Origin of the sequence: Bradyrhizobium embrapense (genome assembly GCF_001189235.2) — a bacterium.
GTDB classification, from domain to species: domain Bacteria; phylum Pseudomonadota; class Alphaproteobacteria; order Rhizobiales; family Xanthobacteraceae; genus Bradyrhizobium; species Bradyrhizobium embrapense.
In genome coordinates this window covers 833,763-850,769 of record NZ_LFIP02000003.1, presented here as the reverse complement: position 1 = coordinate 850,769, position 17,007 = coordinate 833,763, and the positions used below count along the sequence as shown (strand labels likewise).

The 17,007-nt window shown below is 64.6% G+C and carries 16 protein-coding genes; 5 read left to right on the top strand and 11 right to left on the bottom strand.

The features are described from left to right. Nucleotides 1-84: 84 nt before the first annotated feature. Nucleotides 85-1,800 (top strand): caspase family protein, encoded by a 1,716-nt coding sequence (locus AKN83_RS18020; protein ID WP_050403569.1) that lies wholly within the window; start codon nt 85-87, stop codon nt 1,798-1,800. 109 nt (nt 1,801-1,909) lie between these two features. Here the strand turns inward: AKN83_RS18020 and AKN83_RS18015 are convergent, their stop codons facing one another. The 6 genes from AKN83_RS18015 to AKN83_RS17990 all read right to left on the bottom strand — a co-directional run bounded on the left by AKN83_RS18015 (nt 1,910) and on the right by AKN83_RS17990 (nt 7,699). Beyond that, nucleotides 1,910-3,028, bottom strand: coding sequence for a cobalamin-independent methionine synthase II family protein (locus AKN83_RS18015; protein ID WP_050403570.1), 1,119 nt, complete (start codon nt 3,026-3,028; stop codon nt 1,910-1,912). Nucleotides 3,029-3,047: 19 nt separating this feature from the next. Next, nucleotides 3,048-3,764 carry an ABC transporter ATP-binding protein gene (locus AKN83_RS18010; RefSeq protein ID WP_050403571.1) on the bottom strand — a complete coding sequence of 239 codons (717 nt, stop codon included), beginning with the start codon at nt 3,762-3,764 and terminating at the stop codon, nt 3,048-3,050. Further along, complete coding sequence (locus tag AKN83_RS18005) at nt 3,757-4,509, bottom strand: ABC transporter ATP-binding protein (RefSeq protein ID WP_050403572.1); 753 nt, start codon at nt 4,507-4,509, stop codon at nt 3,757-3,759. The genes AKN83_RS18010 and AKN83_RS18005 overlap by 8 nt, the downstream gene beginning before the upstream one ends. Next, nucleotides 4,506-5,537, bottom strand: a complete 1,032-nt coding sequence (locus AKN83_RS18000; protein WP_050403573.1) for a branched-chain amino acid ABC transporter permease — start codon at nt 5,535-5,537, stop codon at nt 4,506-4,508. Before AKN83_RS18000 ends, AKN83_RS18005 begins: the two co-directional genes overlap by 4 nt. Before the next feature lie 7 nt (nt 5,538-5,544). Then, nucleotides 5,545-6,414, bottom strand: a complete 870-nt coding sequence (locus tag AKN83_RS17995; RefSeq protein WP_050403574.1) for a branched-chain amino acid ABC transporter permease — start codon at nt 6,412-6,414, stop codon at nt 5,545-5,547. A gap of 103 nt (nt 6,415-6,517) precedes the next feature. Continuing rightward, nucleotides 6,518-7,699 (bottom strand): ABC transporter substrate-binding protein, encoded by a 1,182-nt coding sequence (locus AKN83_RS17990; protein WP_050403575.1) that lies wholly within the window; start codon nt 7,697-7,699, stop codon nt 6,518-6,520. Between the two features lie 373 nt (nt 7,700-8,072). Between AKN83_RS17990 and AKN83_RS17985 the strand changes: the two genes are divergently transcribed. Further along, nucleotides 8,073-8,351 carry a hypothetical protein gene (locus AKN83_RS17985; RefSeq protein ID WP_050403666.1) on the top strand — a complete coding sequence of 93 codons (279 nt, stop codon included), beginning with the start codon at nt 8,073-8,075 and terminating at the stop codon, nt 8,349-8,351. 54 nt (nt 8,352-8,405) lie between these two features. Here AKN83_RS17985 and purU read toward each other — a convergent pair whose 3' ends face one another. After that, nucleotides 8,406-9,269: a formyltetrahydrofolate deformylase gene (purU, locus tag AKN83_RS17980; RefSeq protein WP_050403576.1), complete on the bottom strand. Its 864-nt coding sequence runs from the start codon at nt 9,267-9,269 to the stop codon at nt 8,406-8,408. 135 nt (nt 9,270-9,404) lie between these two features. Here purU and AKN83_RS17975 point away from each other — a divergent pair, with 135 nt between their 5' ends. Continuing rightward, the gene (locus AKN83_RS17975; protein WP_050403577.1) at nt 9,405-10,247 is read left to right on the top strand and encodes a uroporphyrinogen-III synthase; all 843 of its coding nucleotides are present in this window, start codon (nt 9,405-9,407) and stop codon (nt 10,245-10,247) included. A gap of 176 nt (nt 10,248-10,423) precedes the next feature. Here AKN83_RS17975 and fcl read toward each other — a convergent pair whose 3' ends face one another. The 3 genes from fcl to AKN83_RS17960 all read right to left on the bottom strand — a co-directional run bounded on the left by fcl (nt 10,424) and on the right by AKN83_RS17960 (nt 13,367). Further along, nucleotides 10,424-11,380 carry a GDP-L-fucose synthase gene (fcl, locus tag AKN83_RS17970; protein ID WP_063695395.1) on the bottom strand — a complete coding sequence of 319 codons (957 nt, stop codon included), beginning with the start codon at nt 11,378-11,380 and terminating at the stop codon, nt 10,424-10,426. Beyond that, the gene (gene gmd, locus AKN83_RS17965; RefSeq protein WP_063695394.1) at nt 11,361-12,461 is read right to left on the bottom strand and encodes a GDP-mannose 4,6-dehydratase; all 1,101 of its coding nucleotides are present in this window, start codon (nt 12,459-12,461) and stop codon (nt 11,361-11,363) included. Before gmd ends, fcl begins: the two co-directional genes overlap by 20 nt. Nucleotides 12,462-12,692: 231 nt before the next feature. Then, nucleotides 12,693-13,367, bottom strand: coding sequence for a Crp/Fnr family transcriptional regulator (locus AKN83_RS17960; protein WP_050403578.1), 675 nt, complete (start codon nt 13,365-13,367; stop codon nt 12,693-12,695). Nucleotides 13,368-13,769: 402 nt separating this feature from the next. On the opposite strand from AKN83_RS17960, the gene AKN83_RS17955 reads away from it, so the two are divergent. Together AKN83_RS17955 and AKN83_RS17950 are read left to right on the top strand one after the other, a co-directional pair. Beyond that, on the top strand, nt 13,770-14,591 hold the full coding sequence (locus tag AKN83_RS17955) for an ABC transporter ATP-binding protein (RefSeq protein ID WP_063695393.1): 822 nt from the start codon (nt 13,770-13,772) through the stop codon (nt 14,589-14,591). Beyond that, complete coding sequence (locus AKN83_RS17950) at nt 14,588-16,516, top strand: long-chain fatty acid--CoA ligase (RefSeq protein ID WP_050403579.1); 1,929 nt, start codon at nt 14,588-14,590, stop codon at nt 16,514-16,516. The genes AKN83_RS17955 and AKN83_RS17950 overlap by 4 nt, the downstream gene beginning before the upstream one ends. A 62-nt stretch (nt 16,517-16,578) precedes the next feature. Here the strand turns inward: AKN83_RS17950 and AKN83_RS17945 are convergent, their stop codons facing one another. Next, nucleotides 16,579-16,944, bottom strand: coding sequence for an endonuclease domain-containing protein (locus AKN83_RS17945; RefSeq protein WP_050403580.1), 366 nt, complete (start codon nt 16,942-16,944; stop codon nt 16,579-16,581). Nucleotides 16,945-17,007 lie beyond the last annotated feature (63 nt).

Sequence of the window (17,007 nt, the reverse complement as noted above, 5' to 3'; positions counted from 1 at the left end):
ACAGTCATGGACAACCTCCTGGAACCGCCTTTTGGATCGGCGTGCTGTCACCGATCATCGTGACGGCCCACCTCTGGATGACCGATGCGCCGCCTGCTCCTGATCCCCTGTCTGCTCGCAGCCTTCCTGTGGTCGGCGCCCTGCTCTGCTCAGGCCCGCGCCCAGCTCGGCCCACTCTGCACGACCGACACCACGCCGGCCGACCAGATGATCGACGCCTGCACCAAGATCATCGCGTTGAAGGTGTTTTCCGGCGAGAAGCTCGCGACCATCTATTTCTGGCGCGCGGTGGGCTGGAACAAGAAAGGCAACTACGCGCAGGTGATCGCTGACGCCACCGAGGCGCTGCGCCTCAAGCCCAGCACCGCCGTCTACAATCTGCGCGGCTCGGCCTATTACGACAAGGGCGAATACGACATCGCGATTGCCGACTTCAACGACGCCCTGCGCATGGGGCCGCCGAGCGGCATCATCTATCACAACCGCGGCAATGCCTATCGCGGCAAGGGCGAATACGCCAAGGCCATCGCCGACTACGACGCCGCGATCAGGACCGGTCCGAAGTCGGCGTTCTCCTATCAGAACCGCGGCTCATCGAAGCAGGCGCTCGGCGATCTCGACGGCGCGCTCGCCGACATCAACGAAGCGGTCCGGATAGATCCGTCGCTGCCGCAGCCGCTGATCAGCCGCGCCGTGATCTGGCGCGCCAAGGGCGAGATCGCGCGCGCGATTGCGGACACGACCGAAGCGATCCGGCTCGCGAAGGCGAAGGCGCCCGCCAACATCATGACGCCGCCCGGCAGCGTGCTGATCTCGGCCTACACCCAGCGCGGCCTCGCCTATGAGGCCAAGGGCGACGCTGCGCACGCCAAGGAAGATTACGCCTCAGTGCTCGAAGGCGTGGCCTCCGATGCCGGTAGCAAGGCCAACCAGGCCACCGCCAAGGTGCGGCTTGCACTGCTCAAGGAAGCCGACGCAGCGCCGCGCAAGACCGCGGCGGCACCTGCCGCCGAGAGCAGCCCTGCGCCCGCACCGCCGGCGCCCACCGCGCCCACGGCACGCGTGCAGGCCGCAGCCACCGCCCGACGCGTCGCGCTGGTGATCGGTAACGGCGCCTATGCGCATGTCAAGGCGCTGCCCAACCCGCCGAACGACGCCCACGCCATCGCAAGGAGCCTGCGCGACATCGGCTTCACCGTCTCCGAAGGGCTCGATCTCGATCGCGACGCGATGCAGACGACGATCCATGATTTCCTGCGCGAGGCGGCGCGGTCGCAGATCGCCGTGGTCTACTACGCCGGCCACGGCGTGCAGGTCGATGGTCGCAACTACCTCGTGCCGGTCGATATCGAATTCAAGGCGGGCGGTCGCATGACCGACGCGATGGTCGACATGGACACCATCATGGCCGGCCTCGACGACCAGATCCGCACCAACATTTTGATCCTGGATGCCTGCCGCAACAATCCGATGGCGCCGCAGGTGGCATCTGCCGGCCCGAGCCGCGGCATCGAGGCCGGCTCAGGCCTTGCCGCGCCTGCCTCGCTCGGATCGGGCTCGACGCTCGGCGCCGGCACGCTGATCGCGTTCGCGACCGCGCCGGGCCAGGTCGCGCTCGACGGCGAAGGCGCCAACAGCCCGTTCTCGGCCGCACTGTCGCGCCACGTCGGCACGCCCGGCCTCGAAGTGCAGCAGATGCTGACGCGAGTCCGCGCCGAAGTCGTCGCCGCGACCAAGGGCAAGCAGGTGCCGTGGTCGAACTCCTCGCTGCTCGGCGAGGTCTATCTGGCGGAGAGGTGAACCCCTCTGTCATTGCGAGCGAAGCGAAGCAATCCATGCCTCCACAAAAGCAAGGGTGGATTGCTTCGTCGCTGTCGCTCCTCGCAATGACACGAGGATACAGCGGAGGCTATTTCCCCCACACCTCATTTGCGACCTCGACCGCGAGCCTGAGCTTGGCCCACTGCTCTTCCTCGGAGAGGATATTGCCCTCCTCGGTCGAGGCGAAGCCGCATTGCGGCGACACCGCGAGCTGCTCGATCGGGGCGAACTTGGATGCCTCCTCCAGCCGCCGCTTGATGTCGTCCTTCTTCTCGAGCTCACCGAACTTCGAGGTGATGACGCCGACCACCACGACCTTGTTGCCCTTGGGCAGGAAGCGCAGCGGCTCGAAGCCGCCGGCACGATCGGAATCATATTCGAGGAAATAGCCGTCGTAATTGGTGCCGGCCAGCATGGTCTCGGCGACCGGCTCGTAACCGCCGGAGGAAATCCAGGTCGAGCGGAAATTGCCGCGGCAGACATGCGTCGTGATCACCATGTCGGACGGACGATCGGCGATCGCGTAATTGATGATGCGGGCATAGATCTCCTGCAGGCCGTCGGGATTGTCGCCGCGGTCGCGCGACTTCTGCAATTCCTCCGGCGAGCACAGATAGGCCCACACCGTGTCGTCGAATTGCAGGTAGCGGCAACCGGCGTCGTAGAACGCTTTCACCGCCTTGCGATAGGTCTTGCCGAGGTCCTGATAGAACTCCTCGAGATCTGGATAGACCTCCTTCGAGATCAGCTTGCGGCCACCGCGGAAGTGCAGCACCGCCGGCGACGGGATCGTCATCTTCGGGGTGACATGCGCCTGGTCGGCGTTTTTCTTCAGGAACCTGAAGTGATCGAGCATCGGGTGATGATCGGAGAAGTCCAGCTTGCCGATCACCCTGATGGCGTCGTGCCGGGTCTGCACGCCCGCGAACTGGATGCCCATGTCGGGGTGGAACAGCTCGCAGCCGGTCAGATGGCTGAGGAAATCGAAGTGCCACCAGGAGCGGCGGAATTCGCCGTCGGTCGCAAGCTTGAGGCCGACCGAGGCCTGCTTGTGCACGACCTTCTCGATCTCCATGTCCTCGATCCTGCGCAGCTCGTCGGCCGAGATCTCGCCCTTCTCCAGCCTGGCGCGCGCTTCCTTGATCTTCGGCGGACGCAACAGGCTGCCGACCTCGTCGGCGCGGAACGGTGGCTTGGTTCGCTGCATGGTGAACTCCCTGAGAGCGTCAGTGTTTTTTGGTCCCGGCGACGCCGAGATGGCGCTCGAGGACGGAGGGATCGGCCTTCAGCGCGCTGCTTGCGGCATCATGCACGATCGTCCCGCGTTCCAATATCACAACGCGGTCGGCGAGCCCGAGAATCTTTTGGGCATTCTGCTCGACGATGATCGAGCAGATGCCACCTGAGCGGGTGACGGTTCCGATCGCCTTTAACAATTCCTCAACGATGATCGGCGCAAGGCCTTCGGTCGGCTCGTCGAGCAGCAGCACCTTCGGGTTCAGCGTCAGCGCGCGACCGATCGCCAGCATCTGCTGCTCGCCACCGGACAGCTGGTTGCCGAAATTGCTGCGCCGCTCCTTCAGGCGGGGAAACATCTCGTACACCCGCTCGACCGTCCACGGCCCGGGCTGCGCCACCGCGGTCATGTTCTCCTCCACCGTCAGCGAGCGGAAGATGTTGCGCTCCTGGGGCACCCAGCCGATCCCGGCGCGGGCGCGCTGGTCGGGCCGCAGCGCCGTGATGTCTTGGTCCGCAAGCGCGATGCTGCCACTGAGGCGCCTGACGATGCCGACAATCGAATTGATCAGCGTGGTCTTGCCGGTGCCGTTGCGGCCGAGCAGCGCCAACACCTGGCCCTCGGCAAGCGCCAGCGACATGTCGGGCAGCACTACCGCCTCGCCATATCCGGCGCGCAGGCCCTGGATGGAGAGCAAGTCAGACATCGGTCGTCTCGCCGAGATAGACCGCCCTCACCTGCGGATCGCGTGCCACCTCGTCGGGCGCGCCTTCGGTGAGCAGGCCGCCATTGACCAGCACCGAGATGCGGTCGGCGAAGGAGAACACCAGATCCATGTCGTGTTCGATCAGCAGCACCGTGACCTCGCGCGGCAGCGCCGCAACCGCCGCCAGGATGTCGTGGCGTTCGCTCTCGGGCACACCGGCGGCGGGCTCATCGAGCAACAGCACCCGCGGCCTGGCGGCGATCGCAACCGCGATCTCGAGCAGGCGCTGCTTGCCGTAGGGCAATGTCGAGGTGAGCTCGGTCATCACGTCGAGTAGATGGAAGCGCGACAGGATCTCGGAGATCTCGGCATTGACGTCGTTGCGCGTTCCCATCCGCCGCCACCAGTCGCCGCCGCGGCCCATTCGTTCGGAGACCGCAAGCCCGATGGTTTCGAGCGGGGTCAGGTCGGCATAGAGCTGGTTGATCTGGAAGGTGCGCGACAGCCCGCGCAGCACCCGCTTGTGCACGGAGAGGCCGGTGATGTCGTAGCCTTCGAGCAGGATGCGCCCGCCGTTCGGCGTCAGTACCCCGGTCAGCTGATTGATGACGGTGGTTTTGCCGGCGCCGTTCGGCCCGATCAGCGCGTGGCGGGCGCCCTGCACCACCTTCAGCGAGAGGTCGCGGGTGACGCGAAGCCCGCCGAAGGACTTTTCGAGGCCGCGGGTTTCGAGCGCGATCGTCATGGCGCGTCGCCCTCGGGCACGGTGACGGCGGCCTTGCGGCCGGCGCATTGTCGGATGATCAGGTTCGGCACGAACAGCACCCAGCGGTGGATGCGCGCGCGGCCGACCATCACGATCATGACCAGCACGAGGCCGATCCAGAACAGCCAGTATTGCGGAGTGATGCTCTGAAACAGCTCCTGCAGCATCTTGAACACGACCGCGCCGATCAACCCGCCATAGAGATAGCCGGTGCCGCCGATCACCAGCACCAGCATCAAATCGGCGGAGCGCTCGAAGGAAAACACGTCGAGCGAGGCCAGCGCCGTGGTCTGGGTGAACAGCGCGCCGGCGATTCCGGCATAGAAGGCGGCCAGCGTATAGACCGCGATCAGGCGGCGGTTGACCGGTATGCCGATCGCGGCCGCGCGCAGCGGATTGTTCCTGATCGCGCGCAGCGACAGGCCGAACGGCGAATGCACCACGCGGCGGGCCAACAGGAACAGGATGAACAGCACGATCAGCGAGTAGAAGAGCCCGGTCTTGCCGAACATGTCGAAGGCGAACCGCCCGAGGATCGGCTGCATCTCGATACCCTGCAGGCCGTCGGTGCCGCCGGTGATGTCGGAGAAGCGTTCGGCGAGCGCTTCCAGCAGCAGCGCGATGCCGAGCGTGACCATCAACCGGGTCAGGTCGACACCGCGGATCACCAGGAAACTGGTCAGGAAGCCGAGCACCGCCGCAACGAGACCGGCGACGACCAGCGCGATGACGGGCTCGTTGATGATGCCATGCAGCGCCAGCAGGCCGGCCGAATAGGCGCCGACGCCGAAGAAGGCCGCGTGGCCGAGCGAGACGATGCCGGCGTAGCCGAGAATCAGATCGAGCGAGACCGCGAACAGGCCGAGCCGCACGATATCGGTCATGATCAGATAGCGCGACGGGAACAGGAACGCACAAGCCAGCGCCAGCACCCAGAAGGCGACCTCGCTGATCCGCCAGCGCGCGCTGGCCATCGCGTGGGTGGAGACGTCGGACAACGCGGTCATATCAGCCTCACCGCGCCGCGGTGCGGCCGAACAGGCCGTTCGGGCGCCAGAGCAGGATCACGATCATCACCGTGTAGATCACGAAGGGGCCGACCTTCGGCACGTAATATTTGCCGGCGACGTCGGCGATGCCAAGCAGCAGCGATGCCAGGAACGGCCCAGTGATCGAGGACGAGCCGCCGACCGTCACCACGATCAGGAAGTAGATCATGAATTTCAGCGGGAAGTACGGATCGAGCCCGAGGATCTCCGCGCTCAGCGCGCCGCCGAGACCGGCGAGGCCGCAGCCAAAGGCGAACGTGAAGGCGAACACTTGCGGCACGTTGATGCCGAGCCCGATCGCGGCGCGCGGGTCGTCGACCGCTGCCCGCAGGCGGCTGCCGAACCGCGTCTTGGCGAGGATCAGCTGCAGCGCCAGCGTGAGCAGGCCGCAGATCGCGACGATCATCAGCCGGTAACGCCCGATGCCGACGCCGAACAGATCGATCTGCCCCTCCAGCGCCGCCGGCAATTTGATGAAGACCCGCGACGATCCCATGATGTAGTCGACCGCCGCGACCGACATGAACACCAAGCCGATCGAGAACAGCACCTGGTCGAGATGGCTGCGGCTATAGAGATGGCGGTACAGCGTGCGCTCCAGCGCGATGCCGATCACGGCGCTCCCGACAAAGGCGAGCGGCAGCGCCGCAAAGAACGGCCAGCCGGACTGATTGACCAGCACGGCGCAGATATAGCCGCCGGCCATCGCGAAGGCGCCGTGCGCGAGGTTGACGAAGTTCATCAGCCCGAGCGTCACCGCGAGCCCGCAGGCCAGCACGAACAGCAGCATGCCGTAGGCGACGCCGTCGAACAGATTGGTGAGGATAGAGGCCATGAAGTCAGCTTAAGCGAGAGGGCGCAGACGACACCACGTCAACAGGATCGTCATGGCCGGCCTCATCCCGGCCATGACGTGCAGCGAGCGGAGCTTTCGCGCGTCACTTCTTGGTCTTGCCGGAGTCCTTGACGGCCTCGAAGGTCGCGAACTCGACATTGTAGAGCTCGCCGTCGACCTTCTCGACCTTGCGGATATAGATATTCTGCACGATGTCGCGGGTTTCCGGATCGATCGAGATCGGACCGCGCGGGCTCTCCCACGTCATACCCTTCATCGCCTCGATCAGTCTGTCGCCGTCGGTCGCGCCACCCGTCTTCTTCAGCGCCTCGTAGATCAGATGGATGCCGTCATAGCCGCTGACCGCCATGAAGCCCGGGCGATTGCCGAACGCCTTCTTGTAGGCGGCGACGAACTCCTTGTTCATCTGAGACGGATGCGCTGCCGAATAGAGATGCGCGGTCACCGCGCCGAGCGCGGCATCGCCCATGTTGTTGAGCAGGTCGTCGTCCATCACGTCGCCGGGGCCGATCACCTTGATGCCGCTCTTGTCGAGCCCACGCTCGGCATATTGCTTCATGAAGTTGCCGCCCTGCCCGGCCGGCACGAACACGAACATCGCGTCGGGCTTGGCATCCTTCATGCGTTGCAGGAACGGTGCGAAGTCGGGATTGGCGAGCGGGACCTTGACCTCTTCCACGATCTCGCCGCCACCGGCGGTGAAGTGCTGCTTGAAGAAGGTCAGCGCGTCATTGCCCGGCGCATAGTCGGAGGTCAGCGTCGCGACCTTCTTGATGCCGTTCTTGACCGCCCAGTCGCCGATGATGGTGGAGGACTGCGCCAGCGTGAAGCTGGTGCGCACGATATAGGGCGAGCGCTCGGTGATGATCGAGGTGCCGGCGGCCATTACGACTTCCGGGATCTTGGCCTGCGTCGCCAGCGGCGCCGCGGCGAGCGCCGCGGGCGTCACGCCGAAGCCGGCGATGAAGTTGACCTTGTCGTTGACGATCAGTTCCTGCGCGAGCCGTTTGGTGTTGTCGGGCACCGCGGCGTCGTCCTTCAGGATGATCTCGATCTTCTTGCCGCCGACGGTGTCGCCCTTCTGCTGCATGTAGAGCTTGATGGCATTATCGATCTGCTTGCCGGTCGAGGCCTGCCCACCGGTCATCGGCAGGATCAAGCCGATCTTGACGGCGTCGTCCGCCCACGCCGGCATGCTGGCGCACCAACCCGGAAGCACGGCCGCGGCGGCGCCCCACAGCAACATCTTGCGACGATTCAACATCGACGTCCCTCCCCCTTCCATTGTTCTGCGTCGAGCCGAGTGCCCGGCCCTTGCCTTATCTTGACCCAAGCCTGTCACGGCCGAGCCGTCACGCGACAAGGCGTTTCCCCGCGCCCTCTGTCAATCGGACGATGGACGTGTGTCGCGCGCCTCGATTTGGCCCAGCGGCAGAAACAAGTATCAGGATACCAGAACTATTCTCCGAAACTCAACGCCCCAACATGAACCGCTCGCGCGCTCAGCCGCTGTAGGCTCGATTCATTTGTACGATCGTGCAAATCAAGCGCCACTGTCAACAAACAAGCACAATTGCAGCCGAACGGTCGCGCCCAACATCATCATCCATAAAGTTCAGGGCTGTATGCTGCCGCCAATGCCGATCTTCACACGCCACATCCCTGTCCTGACTGCCCTCGCGCTCGCGACCTGCGCGCTCGGAGGATGCGGCACAGTGAACCAGAAGGTTTCGGCCGGCATGGCCGACTACATTCCGGCCTGGGCCGGTGGTCTGCCGGCAGACGCGCCACCGCGGCCGGGCACCCCGGAATACGACAAGTTCATGCAGGAGCGGGAACGCAAGCGCCTGATGCCGGCGGCGGAGCGTGGCGACGACGCCAAGCCGGCAGCGCCGGCGCAGAGCGCTGCCCATTGAGCATCGGGCCCTTCGCGCCTGCAGCGCGTTATGGGCGACGCGTGAAACTGCGGATCAGTCCACGAACACCACGGTCTTGCGCCCGTTGAGGATGACGCGGTCGGCGAGATGGTAGCGGATCGCCCGCGCCAGCACGCGGCGCTCGATGTCGCGGCCCTTGCGCACGAGATCCTCGGGCGTGTCGCGATGGCTGATGCGCTCGACGTCCTGGTCGATGATCGGCCCCTCGTCGAGATCGCTGGTGACATAATGCGCGGTGGCGCCGATCAGCTTGACGCCGCGCTCATGCGCCTGGTGGTAGGGCTTGGCGCCCTTGAAGCCCGGCAGGAAGGAATGATGGATGTTGATGCAGCGACCCGACAGCCGCGCCGACATCTCGTCGGACAGGATCTGCATGTAGCGGGCGAGCACCACGAGGTCGGTTTTGGTGTCTTGGGCGAGCTTCCAGACCGCGTCTTCCTGCTGCCGCTTGGTCTCTTTGGTCACCGGCAGGTGATGGAACGGGATATCGCCGAAATCGACCGAACCGTAGACTTCGCGCGGATGGTTGGAGACGATCGCGGTCGGGATCATCTCGAGCTCGCCGGTGCGCCAGCGATAGAGGATGTCGACCAGGCAGTGATCGGACTTTGACACCAGCAGCATCACCCGGCGGCGGCTGGCGCGATCGCGCATCTGCCATTCCATGCCGAAACGCTCAGCGATCGCGGCAAAACCGGTCTGCAGCGCCGGCAGCCCGACCGCAAGATCGGCGGCAGTGAACACCACGCGCATGAAGAACTTGCCGGTCTCGATGTCGTCGAATTGCTGGGCGTCCAGGATGTTCTGCCCATTATGCGCAAGGAAGGTCGAAACCGCAGAGACGATCCCCGGCCGGTCGGGACAGGACAGGGTCAGAACGAATTGATGGTCGGGCATGCCAATTGACCAAAGCTTGAGCAGATGTGTGGAACGGTCATTTTCGGCCTCCGTCTACACCGCAGGCGGCCTTGCGCCAATCCCGGCACGGGGGTCAAATCGAACAAATGACGGCAATATGAGTTAAGGACCATCATGGCTGACCGGTTGAACGGCTACCGCATCCTGATCCTCGAAACGCGCGAGGAAGCGCAGTTTTCCCGCCTGCTCGCCGAGCAGGGCGCCGACGTGCTGCAATGCCCGATGTTCACCATCCATGATGCGTCGGATCCGGCACCGATCGAGGCCTGGATTCGCCGCGCCATCGAACGGCCGCTCGACGACCTCGTGCTGATGACCGGCGAAGGCCTGCGCCGGCTGATGAAGGTGGTGCGCCGGATCGGGGTCGAGGCGGAGTTTGTCGGCGGCCTCGGCAAGGCGCGCAAATTCGCCCGCGGTCCCAAGCCCGGCCGCGCGCTGCGCGAGATCGGCCTCGAGCCGCAAATGACGACCGAGAAGCCGACCTCGGAAGGCGTCGCCGAGATGCTGGCGAAGCTCGACCTGAGCGGCCATCGGCTCGGCTTGCAGCTCTATCCGGACAAGGATCACGCCACGCTGATCGGCGCGATCAAGGCGCAGGGCGCCGAAGTCGATACGGTGCTGCCCTATGTCTATGACGCGCAAGCCGCCGACGGCAACATCGTCACTGCGATCGAGGAGATGGCGCAGGGCCGCATCGATGCGATCGCACTGACCAATCTCGGCCAGGTCCGCCGCCTCATCGAGGTGGCACGGGCGCGCGGCTGCGAGGACAGGTTACGTCAGGGATTCGAGCGTACGCCGATCGCGTCCGTCGGACCGGCGGTATCGGACGAACTCAAGTCCCATGGGCTGCGCACCGATATCTATCCGGCGGAAGACGCCTTCTTCATGCGGCCGCTGATATCGGCGATGGCGGCCGCGCTTTCGAAAAATCCGCCGCGCGCGGCGGCGCGTTAGTCGCAAGAAACCGTCATTGCGAAGAGTTCGCGACAATATTGCAAAGCAATTTTACGCTGAAGCGGCGAAGCAATCCATTCTCTCCCCGAGCGGACAAATCGATTGCTTCGCGGAGCCTGTCGTCGGGCGGCGCATCGCGCCGACCTGCTGGCTCGCAATGACGACGCTGAGGCGTCCTACTCCGCCGCCTGCCTGGTCTCGTTCAGATAGGCCTGGTAGGCGAGCTTGATGCCATCCTCGAGCGAAGTCGCGGCGCGCCAGCCGAGCTTGGCAAGCCGGCCGACGTCGAGCAGCTTGCGCGGCGTGCCGTCGGGCCGCGAGGTATCGAAGCTGATCTCGCCGCGATAGTCGACGGTAGCAGCGACCACGCGGGCGAACTCGGCGATGGTGATGTCTTCGCCGGTGCCGATATTGACCAGTTCCGGTGACGAATAGGTCTTCATCAAATGGATGCAGGCGTCGGCGAGGTCGTCGACGTAGAGGAATTCACGGCGCGGCGTGCCGGTGCCCCACACCGCGACATTGCCCGCGCCGGAGACCTTGGCCTCGTGGAAGCGGCGGATCAGCGCGGCGACGACGTGGCTGTATTCGGGGTGATAATTGTCGCCGGGACCGTAGAGATTCGTCGGCATCACGCTGATGAAATCGGCGCCGTACTGGCTGCGATAGGCCTCGGCCATCTTGATGCCGGCGATCTTGGCGATCGCATAGGGCTCGTTGGTCGGCTCCAGCGGGCCGGTCAACATCGAATCCTCGCGCAGCGGCTGCGGCGCGAGGCGCGGATAGATGCAGGAGGAGCCGAAGAACATCAGCTTCTCGCACCCATTGGCATGGGCCGCCTGGATCACGTTGGTCGAGATCGCCAGATTGTCGTAGAGGAATTCGGCGCGCAGCGTGTTGTTGGCGACGATGCCGCCGACCTTGGCGGCGGCGAGGAACACCGCCTGCGGCCGCTTCGCGGCAAACCAGGTGTTGACCGCGGCTTGGTCACGCAAATCGACCTCTCCGCGCGACACCGTCAAGAGATCGGCCCCTTCGCGCGCCAGCCGGCGCATCAGCGCAGAGCCGACCATGCCGCGATGGCCGGCGACGAAGACCGTCTTGCCCTTCAGTTCAAACGCCGTGCTTGCCATGGGCCGCATCCTGCCTGGCCTCGACGAGATCGCTGGCGACCATTTCCTTCACCAGTTGCGCGAACGGCGTCTTTGGCGCCCAGCCGAGCTTGGCGCGCGCCTTGCTGGCGTCGCCGATCAGAAGATCGACCTCGGTCGGACGGAAATAGACCGGGTCGATCTGCACCAGGGTGTTGCCGGTCGCCTTGTCGACGCCGATCTCCTCAACGCCCTTGCCGCGCCATTCGATGCTGCGGCCGACCTCGGCGAATGCCAGCTCGACGAATTCGCGGACCGAGCGCGTCTCGCCGGTCGCGAGCACGAAATCGCCGGGCTCGTCCACCTGCAGGATTTTGTGCATGCCCTCGACATAATCGCGGGCGTGACCCCAGTCACGCTTGGCATCGAGGTTACCGAGATAGAGCTTGTTCTCCAGGCCGACCTCGATGCGGGCGACGGCGCGGGTGATCTTGCGCGTCACGAAGGTTTCGCCGCGGATCGGACTCTCATGGTTGAACAGGATGCCGTTGCTGGCGAACATGCCGTAGGCTTCCCGGTAGTTGACCGTGATCCAGTAGCCGTACAGCTTGGCGACGGCATAGGGCGAACGCGGATAGAACGGCGTGGTCTCCTTCTGCGGCACCTCCTGCACCAGCCCGTACAGTTCCGAGGTCGAGGCCTGGTAGAACCGGGTCTCCTTTTCCATGCCGAGGATGCGGATCGCCTCCAGCAGACGCAGCACGCCGATGGCGTCGGCGTTGGCGGTGTATTCCGGGCTCTCGAAACTGACCTGGACGTGGCTCTGGGCGGCGAGGTTGTAGACCTCGGTCGGCCGGATCTGCTGCACCAGTCGGATCAGATTGGTCGAATCGGTCATGTCGCCGTAGTGCATCAGGAACGGCACGTTGCCGGCGTGCGGATCCTGGTAAAGATGGTCGACGCGCGCCGTGTTGAACGAGGACGAGCGGCGCTTGATACCGTGCACGGTATAGCCGAGGCCGAGCAGATATTCGGCGAGATACGCACCGTCCTGCCCGGTGATGCCGGTAATCAGCGCAACGCGCCGCTTTGAGTCCTGAGCCACCGAATCCTTAACCGCCATGTCATCTCCAGAGAGCGCGAAAACCGCGCGGTCCCGACGAGGCCGGTCTGTAGCATCCGGCCTGCCGCAAGTCTAATGGCATAATCGTTTGAAATCAGGACTTTAAGGCATGACCTGGAAAAGTGTGTAGCGGTTTTCCGAAAAGATCATGCCCAAACAAGAAGCTAAAGCGCGATCGATCTCATCGCGCTTTAGAACCTCGAAAAGTGGCGTCGTTCGGCGCAGCGCCGGTCACTCCCCATAGTGGCGCAGCCGGTCGAGCTCGATGATCGTCACCCCGCCATATTCGAGCAGCAGCAGGCCCTCGCGCTCGAGCCGTTTCAGGCACTGGTTGGCGTTCTGCCGGGAGATACCCGACAGCGCCCCGATCTCCTCCTGGGTGATCTCCAGGTGCAAGGTGAGCTCGGGGTAGAGAATCGGATTGAACAGCGAGGCGATCGAGCGCGCCAGCCGCGCGGTGGCATCCAGCGTGCGGCCGTATTCGAGCAGCGCGATGAACTGGCCGAGCCGCTCGTTGAGCTGTCCGACCAGGAAGCGGTTGAAGCCGACGCTGTTCTCGAACAGCCAAACGAAAGTCCGGCGATCCATCATCGCCAGCCTGGTGTCGCGCAGCGCGACCACGTCGTAGCGCCGCAGCTCGTTTTTGAGCACGGTACCCTCGCCGAACCAGGCGCCGGCGGTAAGGCCCGCGAAGCTCGCGGCCTTGCCGCCGCGCGAGACGATGCCCATGCGCGCCAGCCCGGTGACGATGCCGGTCCAGTACTGGAAATTGTCGCCGCGCATGAAGATGAATTCGTTGGCGCGGTAGGACTTCTCGGAAATGCCGGCGCGTGCGATTTCGATTTCGTGCTCGCTCAGCTCGCGCGACCAGGCCGCGATGCGCTTCAGGTAATCGGCAGCAATCATTCTAGCGACGGCATCCCACCCCAAGATACTGGCAAAATATTGCACCGCAGCAACGCCGCGCGTGAAGCCAGGAACCCGCTTCTTGCAGTGCCAACAAAAATTCCTGACCAAATGTCGGGCACATGACAATTCAACCTATCGCTTTCTCGTATTCAGAGCCACCTCGCGTAACGCCGCGCGCAGCGCCTGGATGGATCGCTGACCACGGATGACGCGAGGGACGGGCTTGCAGGCGGGTGCGGCGTTACCGCGCATGACGCAGGCGATCGGGGCGAGCGCTGCTCCCGAACGCCGGCTTCATTAGTCGGATGGTTTCCCTCCGGCGGCCCATGTAAGATCGAAATGCAAGATCGAAGCGAAGATAAAGAGCGCGCCAAAGCGCCCGTATCTGGAGGGAACAGGGTGGCCAACAGTCTCGAGGTGCGCGGAGTCTCATTGCGCTTTGGTGGCGTCCGCGCGCTGACCGAAGTGAGCTTCGGTGTCAACGAGGGCGAGCTGTTCTCCATCATCGGCCCGAACGGCGCCGGCAAGACCTCGATCGTCAACTGCATCTCCGGCCGCTACCGGCCGACCGAGGGCCAGCTGTTCTATCGCGGCCAGGACATCACCGGCCTCACCCCGAACGCGCGACCCCGCCTCGGCATCGGCCGGACCTTCCAGAATCTGGCGCTGTTCCACCATATGAGCGTGCTCGACAACATCATGGTCGGCCGCCATCACCTCTTGAAGAACAACTTCATCACGGGATCGCTGTACTGGCTGACCGGCGCGCGCCGCGAGGAGCTCGAGCACCGCCGCAAGGTCGAGGAGATCATCGACTTCCTCGATCTGCAGTCGGTGCGCAAGGCGACCGCCGGCACCCTGCCCTACGGCTTGCGCAAGCGCGTCGAGCTCGCCCGCGCGATGGCGCTGGAGCCGCAGCTGATCCTGCTCGACGAACCGATGGCCGGCATGAACTTCGAAGAGAAGGAAGACATGGCGCGCTACATCGTCGATCTCAACGAAGAGTTCGGCATGACCGTGATGATGATCGAGCACGACATGGGCGTCGTGATGGACATCTCCCACCGCGTCATGGTGCTGGATTTCGGCCGCAAGATCGCCGAGGGCGATCCGGCCGCCGTGCTCGCCGATCCCCACGTCAAGCGCGCCTATCTCGGCGAAGAGGACGAGGCGCTGGTCGATCCCGACGACAGGCCGACGGTGCGGGAGAGCGCGGCATGATCGACTATGCCGGTCGCGCCGCGCAGGCCGACACCTTTCCCAAGATGCTACGCCTCAACGCCAGGGAGCACGGCGGCGAGATCGCGCTGCGCGAGAAGGATCTCGGGCTGTGGCGCGAATTCACCTGGAACGATTACCAGACCCGCACCCATGATTTCGCGCTCGGCATGGTCGAGCTCGGGCTCGGCCGCGGCGACGTGATCGGCATCATCGGCGACAACCGGCCGGACTGGGTCGCCGCCGAGATCGCGAGCCACGCGATCGGCGCGATGAGCCTCGGCCTCTACCGCGACGTGCTCGACGAGGAAGCTTCCTATCTGCTGACCTACGGCGAGGCCAAGCTGGTGTTCGCCGAGGACGAGGAACAGGTCGACAAGCTGCTCGGCCTCGCCGGCCGGGCGCCTCACCTGAAGCACATCGTCTATTCCGATCCGCGCGGCATGCGGAAATACGACGATCCGCGGCTGATGGAGGCGAGCAAGCTCGTCGCGCTGGGCCGCGATCGCGCGGCGCGCGAGCCCGGGCTCTACGAGAGGCTGGTCGACGCCACGAAAGGCGACGACGTCGCGATCCTCTGCACGACCTCGGGCACGACAGCCAATCCGAAGCTGGCGATGCTCTCGGCCGGACGCGTGCTGCGGCACTGCGCGACCTATCTCGCCTTCGATCCGAAAGGGCCGGACGACGAATATGTCTCGGTGCTGCCGCTGCCCTGGATCATGGAGCAGATCTACGCGCTCGGCAAAGCGCTGCTCTCGCGGATGAAGGTCAACTTCGTCGAAGAGCCCGACACCATGATGCACGATTTCCGCGAGATCGCACCGACCTTCGTGCTGTTCGCGCCGCGGGTCTGGGAATCGATCGCGGCCGACGTCCGCGCCGGGGTGATGGATGCCTCGCCGTTCAAGCAGCGGCTCTACGATCTCGGCATGAAGACCGGGCTTGCGGCGCTCGCCGAGGGCAAGCGCTCTGTTTTCGCCGACCAGCTCCTGTTCCGTGCGCTGCGCGACCGGCTCGGCTTCACACGGCTGCGCTCGGCGGCAACCGGCGGCGCGGCCCTCGGGCCGGATACCTTCAAGTTCTTCCAGGCGATGGGCGTGCCGCTGCGCACGCTGTATGGCCAGACCGAGCTGCTCGGCGCCTACACGCTGCATCCCGAAGGCAAGGTCGATCCCGATACCACGGGCGTTCCGATGGCCGACAACATCGAGATCCGCATCGACAATCCCGACGTCAACGGCGTCGGCGAGATCGTGGTGCGGCACCCCAACATGTTCCACGGCTACTACAAGAACCCCGAGGCATCCGTCGCCGACATCAAGGACGGCTGGATGCACTCGGGCGACGCTGGCTACTACAACGACAACCGGCAGCTCGTCGTCATCGACCGCATCAAAGATCTCGCCGAGACCTCGCGCGGCGAACGCTTCTCGCCGCAATATATCGAGAACAAGCTGAAGTTCTCGCCCTATGTCGCCGAGGCCGTCGTGCTCGGCGCCGGCCGCGACGCGCTCGCGGCGATGATCTGCATCCGCTACTCGATCATCTCGAAATGGGCGGAGAAGAACCGGATCTCGTTCACGACCTATACCGACCTGTCCTCACGGCCGGAGGTCTACGCGCTCTTGAAGAAAGAGGTCGAGACCGTCAACGCCACCCTGCCGCCGGCGCAGCGCATCTCGCGCTTCCTGCTGCTCTACAAGGAGCTCGATGCCGACGACGGCGAGCTGACGCGGACCCGAAAGGTCCGCCGCGGCGTGATCAACGAGAAATACTCCGACATCATCGAGGCGATCTACCGCGGCAAGGCCAGCATCCCGGTCGACACCGTGATCCGCTTCCAGGACGGCACCACGCAGCGCGTCCGCACCACGCTCGAGGTCGTCGACCTCGGCCGCGCCACCATCTCGGAGGCCGCGGAATGACTCACCCAACGGCGCGCACTCGCTTTCACCTCGCCCCGCTTGCGGGGAGAGGTCGGATCGCGTCAGCGATCCGGGTGAGGGGGAGCCTCCGCGAGGACGGTGACAATCGTTTCGAGGACCCCCGCCAAATTGCCCGAGATCTCGTTATTCCAGAACCGGAGAACGCGATAGTTGTGGTCGACGAGCCATTTGTCGCGAAGAGCATCCGGTTGGCTGTCGGCGTGTTGCCCGCCGTCCACTTCAATGATGAGACGGCGCTCTCGACAGATAAAGTCGACGGTGTAGGGCCCAATCGGTTCTTGTCTTACGAACTTGTAGCCATTCAGCCTGCGGGCACGAAGCCGGTACCAGAGTGTCCCTTCAGCATCTGTCGAGACGTTTCGCAACTTCCTAGCGCGTTCGGTTTTGATCTCGCTCGCACCGCGCATGCGGAGACTCCCCCTCACCCGTCGTGCTCCGCACGCCGGCCTCTCCCCGCAAGCGGGGCGAGG

Coding starts and splice junctions, on each gene's coding strand:
- AKN83_RS18020 (WP_050403569.1), top strand. CDS start 85: ATGCGCCGCCTGCTCCTGATCCCCTGTCTGCTCGCAGCCTTCCTGTGG.
- AKN83_RS18015 (WP_050403570.1), bottom strand. CDS start 3,028: ATGCAGCGAACCAAGCCACCGTTCCGCGCCGACGAGGTCGGCAGCCTG.
- AKN83_RS18010 (WP_050403571.1), bottom strand. CDS start 3,764: ATGTCTGACTTGCTCTCCATCCAGGGCCTGCGCGCCGGATATGGCGAG.
- AKN83_RS18005 (WP_050403572.1), bottom strand. CDS start 4,509: ATGACGATCGCGCTCGAAACCCGCGGCCTCGAAAAGTCCTTCGGCGGG.
- AKN83_RS18000 (WP_050403573.1), bottom strand. CDS start 5,537: ATGACCGCGTTGTCCGACGTCTCCACCCACGCGATGGCCAGCGCGCGC.
- AKN83_RS17995 (WP_050403574.1), bottom strand. CDS start 6,414: ATGGCCTCTATCCTCACCAATCTGTTCGACGGCGTCGCCTACGGCATG.
- AKN83_RS17990 (WP_050403575.1), bottom strand. CDS start 7,699: ATGTTGAATCGTCGCAAGATGTTGCTGTGGGGCGCCGCCGCGGCCGTG.
- AKN83_RS17985 (WP_050403666.1), top strand. CDS start 8,073: ATGCCGATCTTCACACGCCACATCCCTGTCCTGACTGCCCTCGCGCTC.
- purU (WP_050403576.1), bottom strand. CDS start 9,269: ATGCCCGACCATCAATTCGTTCTGACCCTGTCCTGTCCCGACCGGCCG.
- AKN83_RS17975 (WP_050403577.1), top strand. CDS start 9,405: ATGGCTGACCGGTTGAACGGCTACCGCATCCTGATCCTCGAAACGCGC.
- fcl (WP_063695395.1), bottom strand. CDS start 11,380: ATGGCAAGCACGGCGTTTGAACTGAAGGGCAAGACGGTCTTCGTCGCC.
- gmd (WP_063695394.1), bottom strand. CDS start 12,461: ATGGCGGTTAAGGATTCGGTGGCTCAGGACTCAAAGCGGCGCGTTGCG.
- AKN83_RS17960 (WP_050403578.1), bottom strand. CDS start 13,367: ATGATTGCTGCCGATTACCTGAAGCGCATCGCGGCCTGGTCGCGCGAG.
- AKN83_RS17950 (WP_050403579.1), top strand. CDS start 14,588: ATGATCGACTATGCCGGTCGCGCCGCGCAGGCCGACACCTTTCCCAAG.
- AKN83_RS17945 (WP_050403580.1), bottom strand. CDS start 16,944: ATGCGCGGTGCGAGCGAGATCAAAACCGAACGCGCTAGGAAGTTGCGA.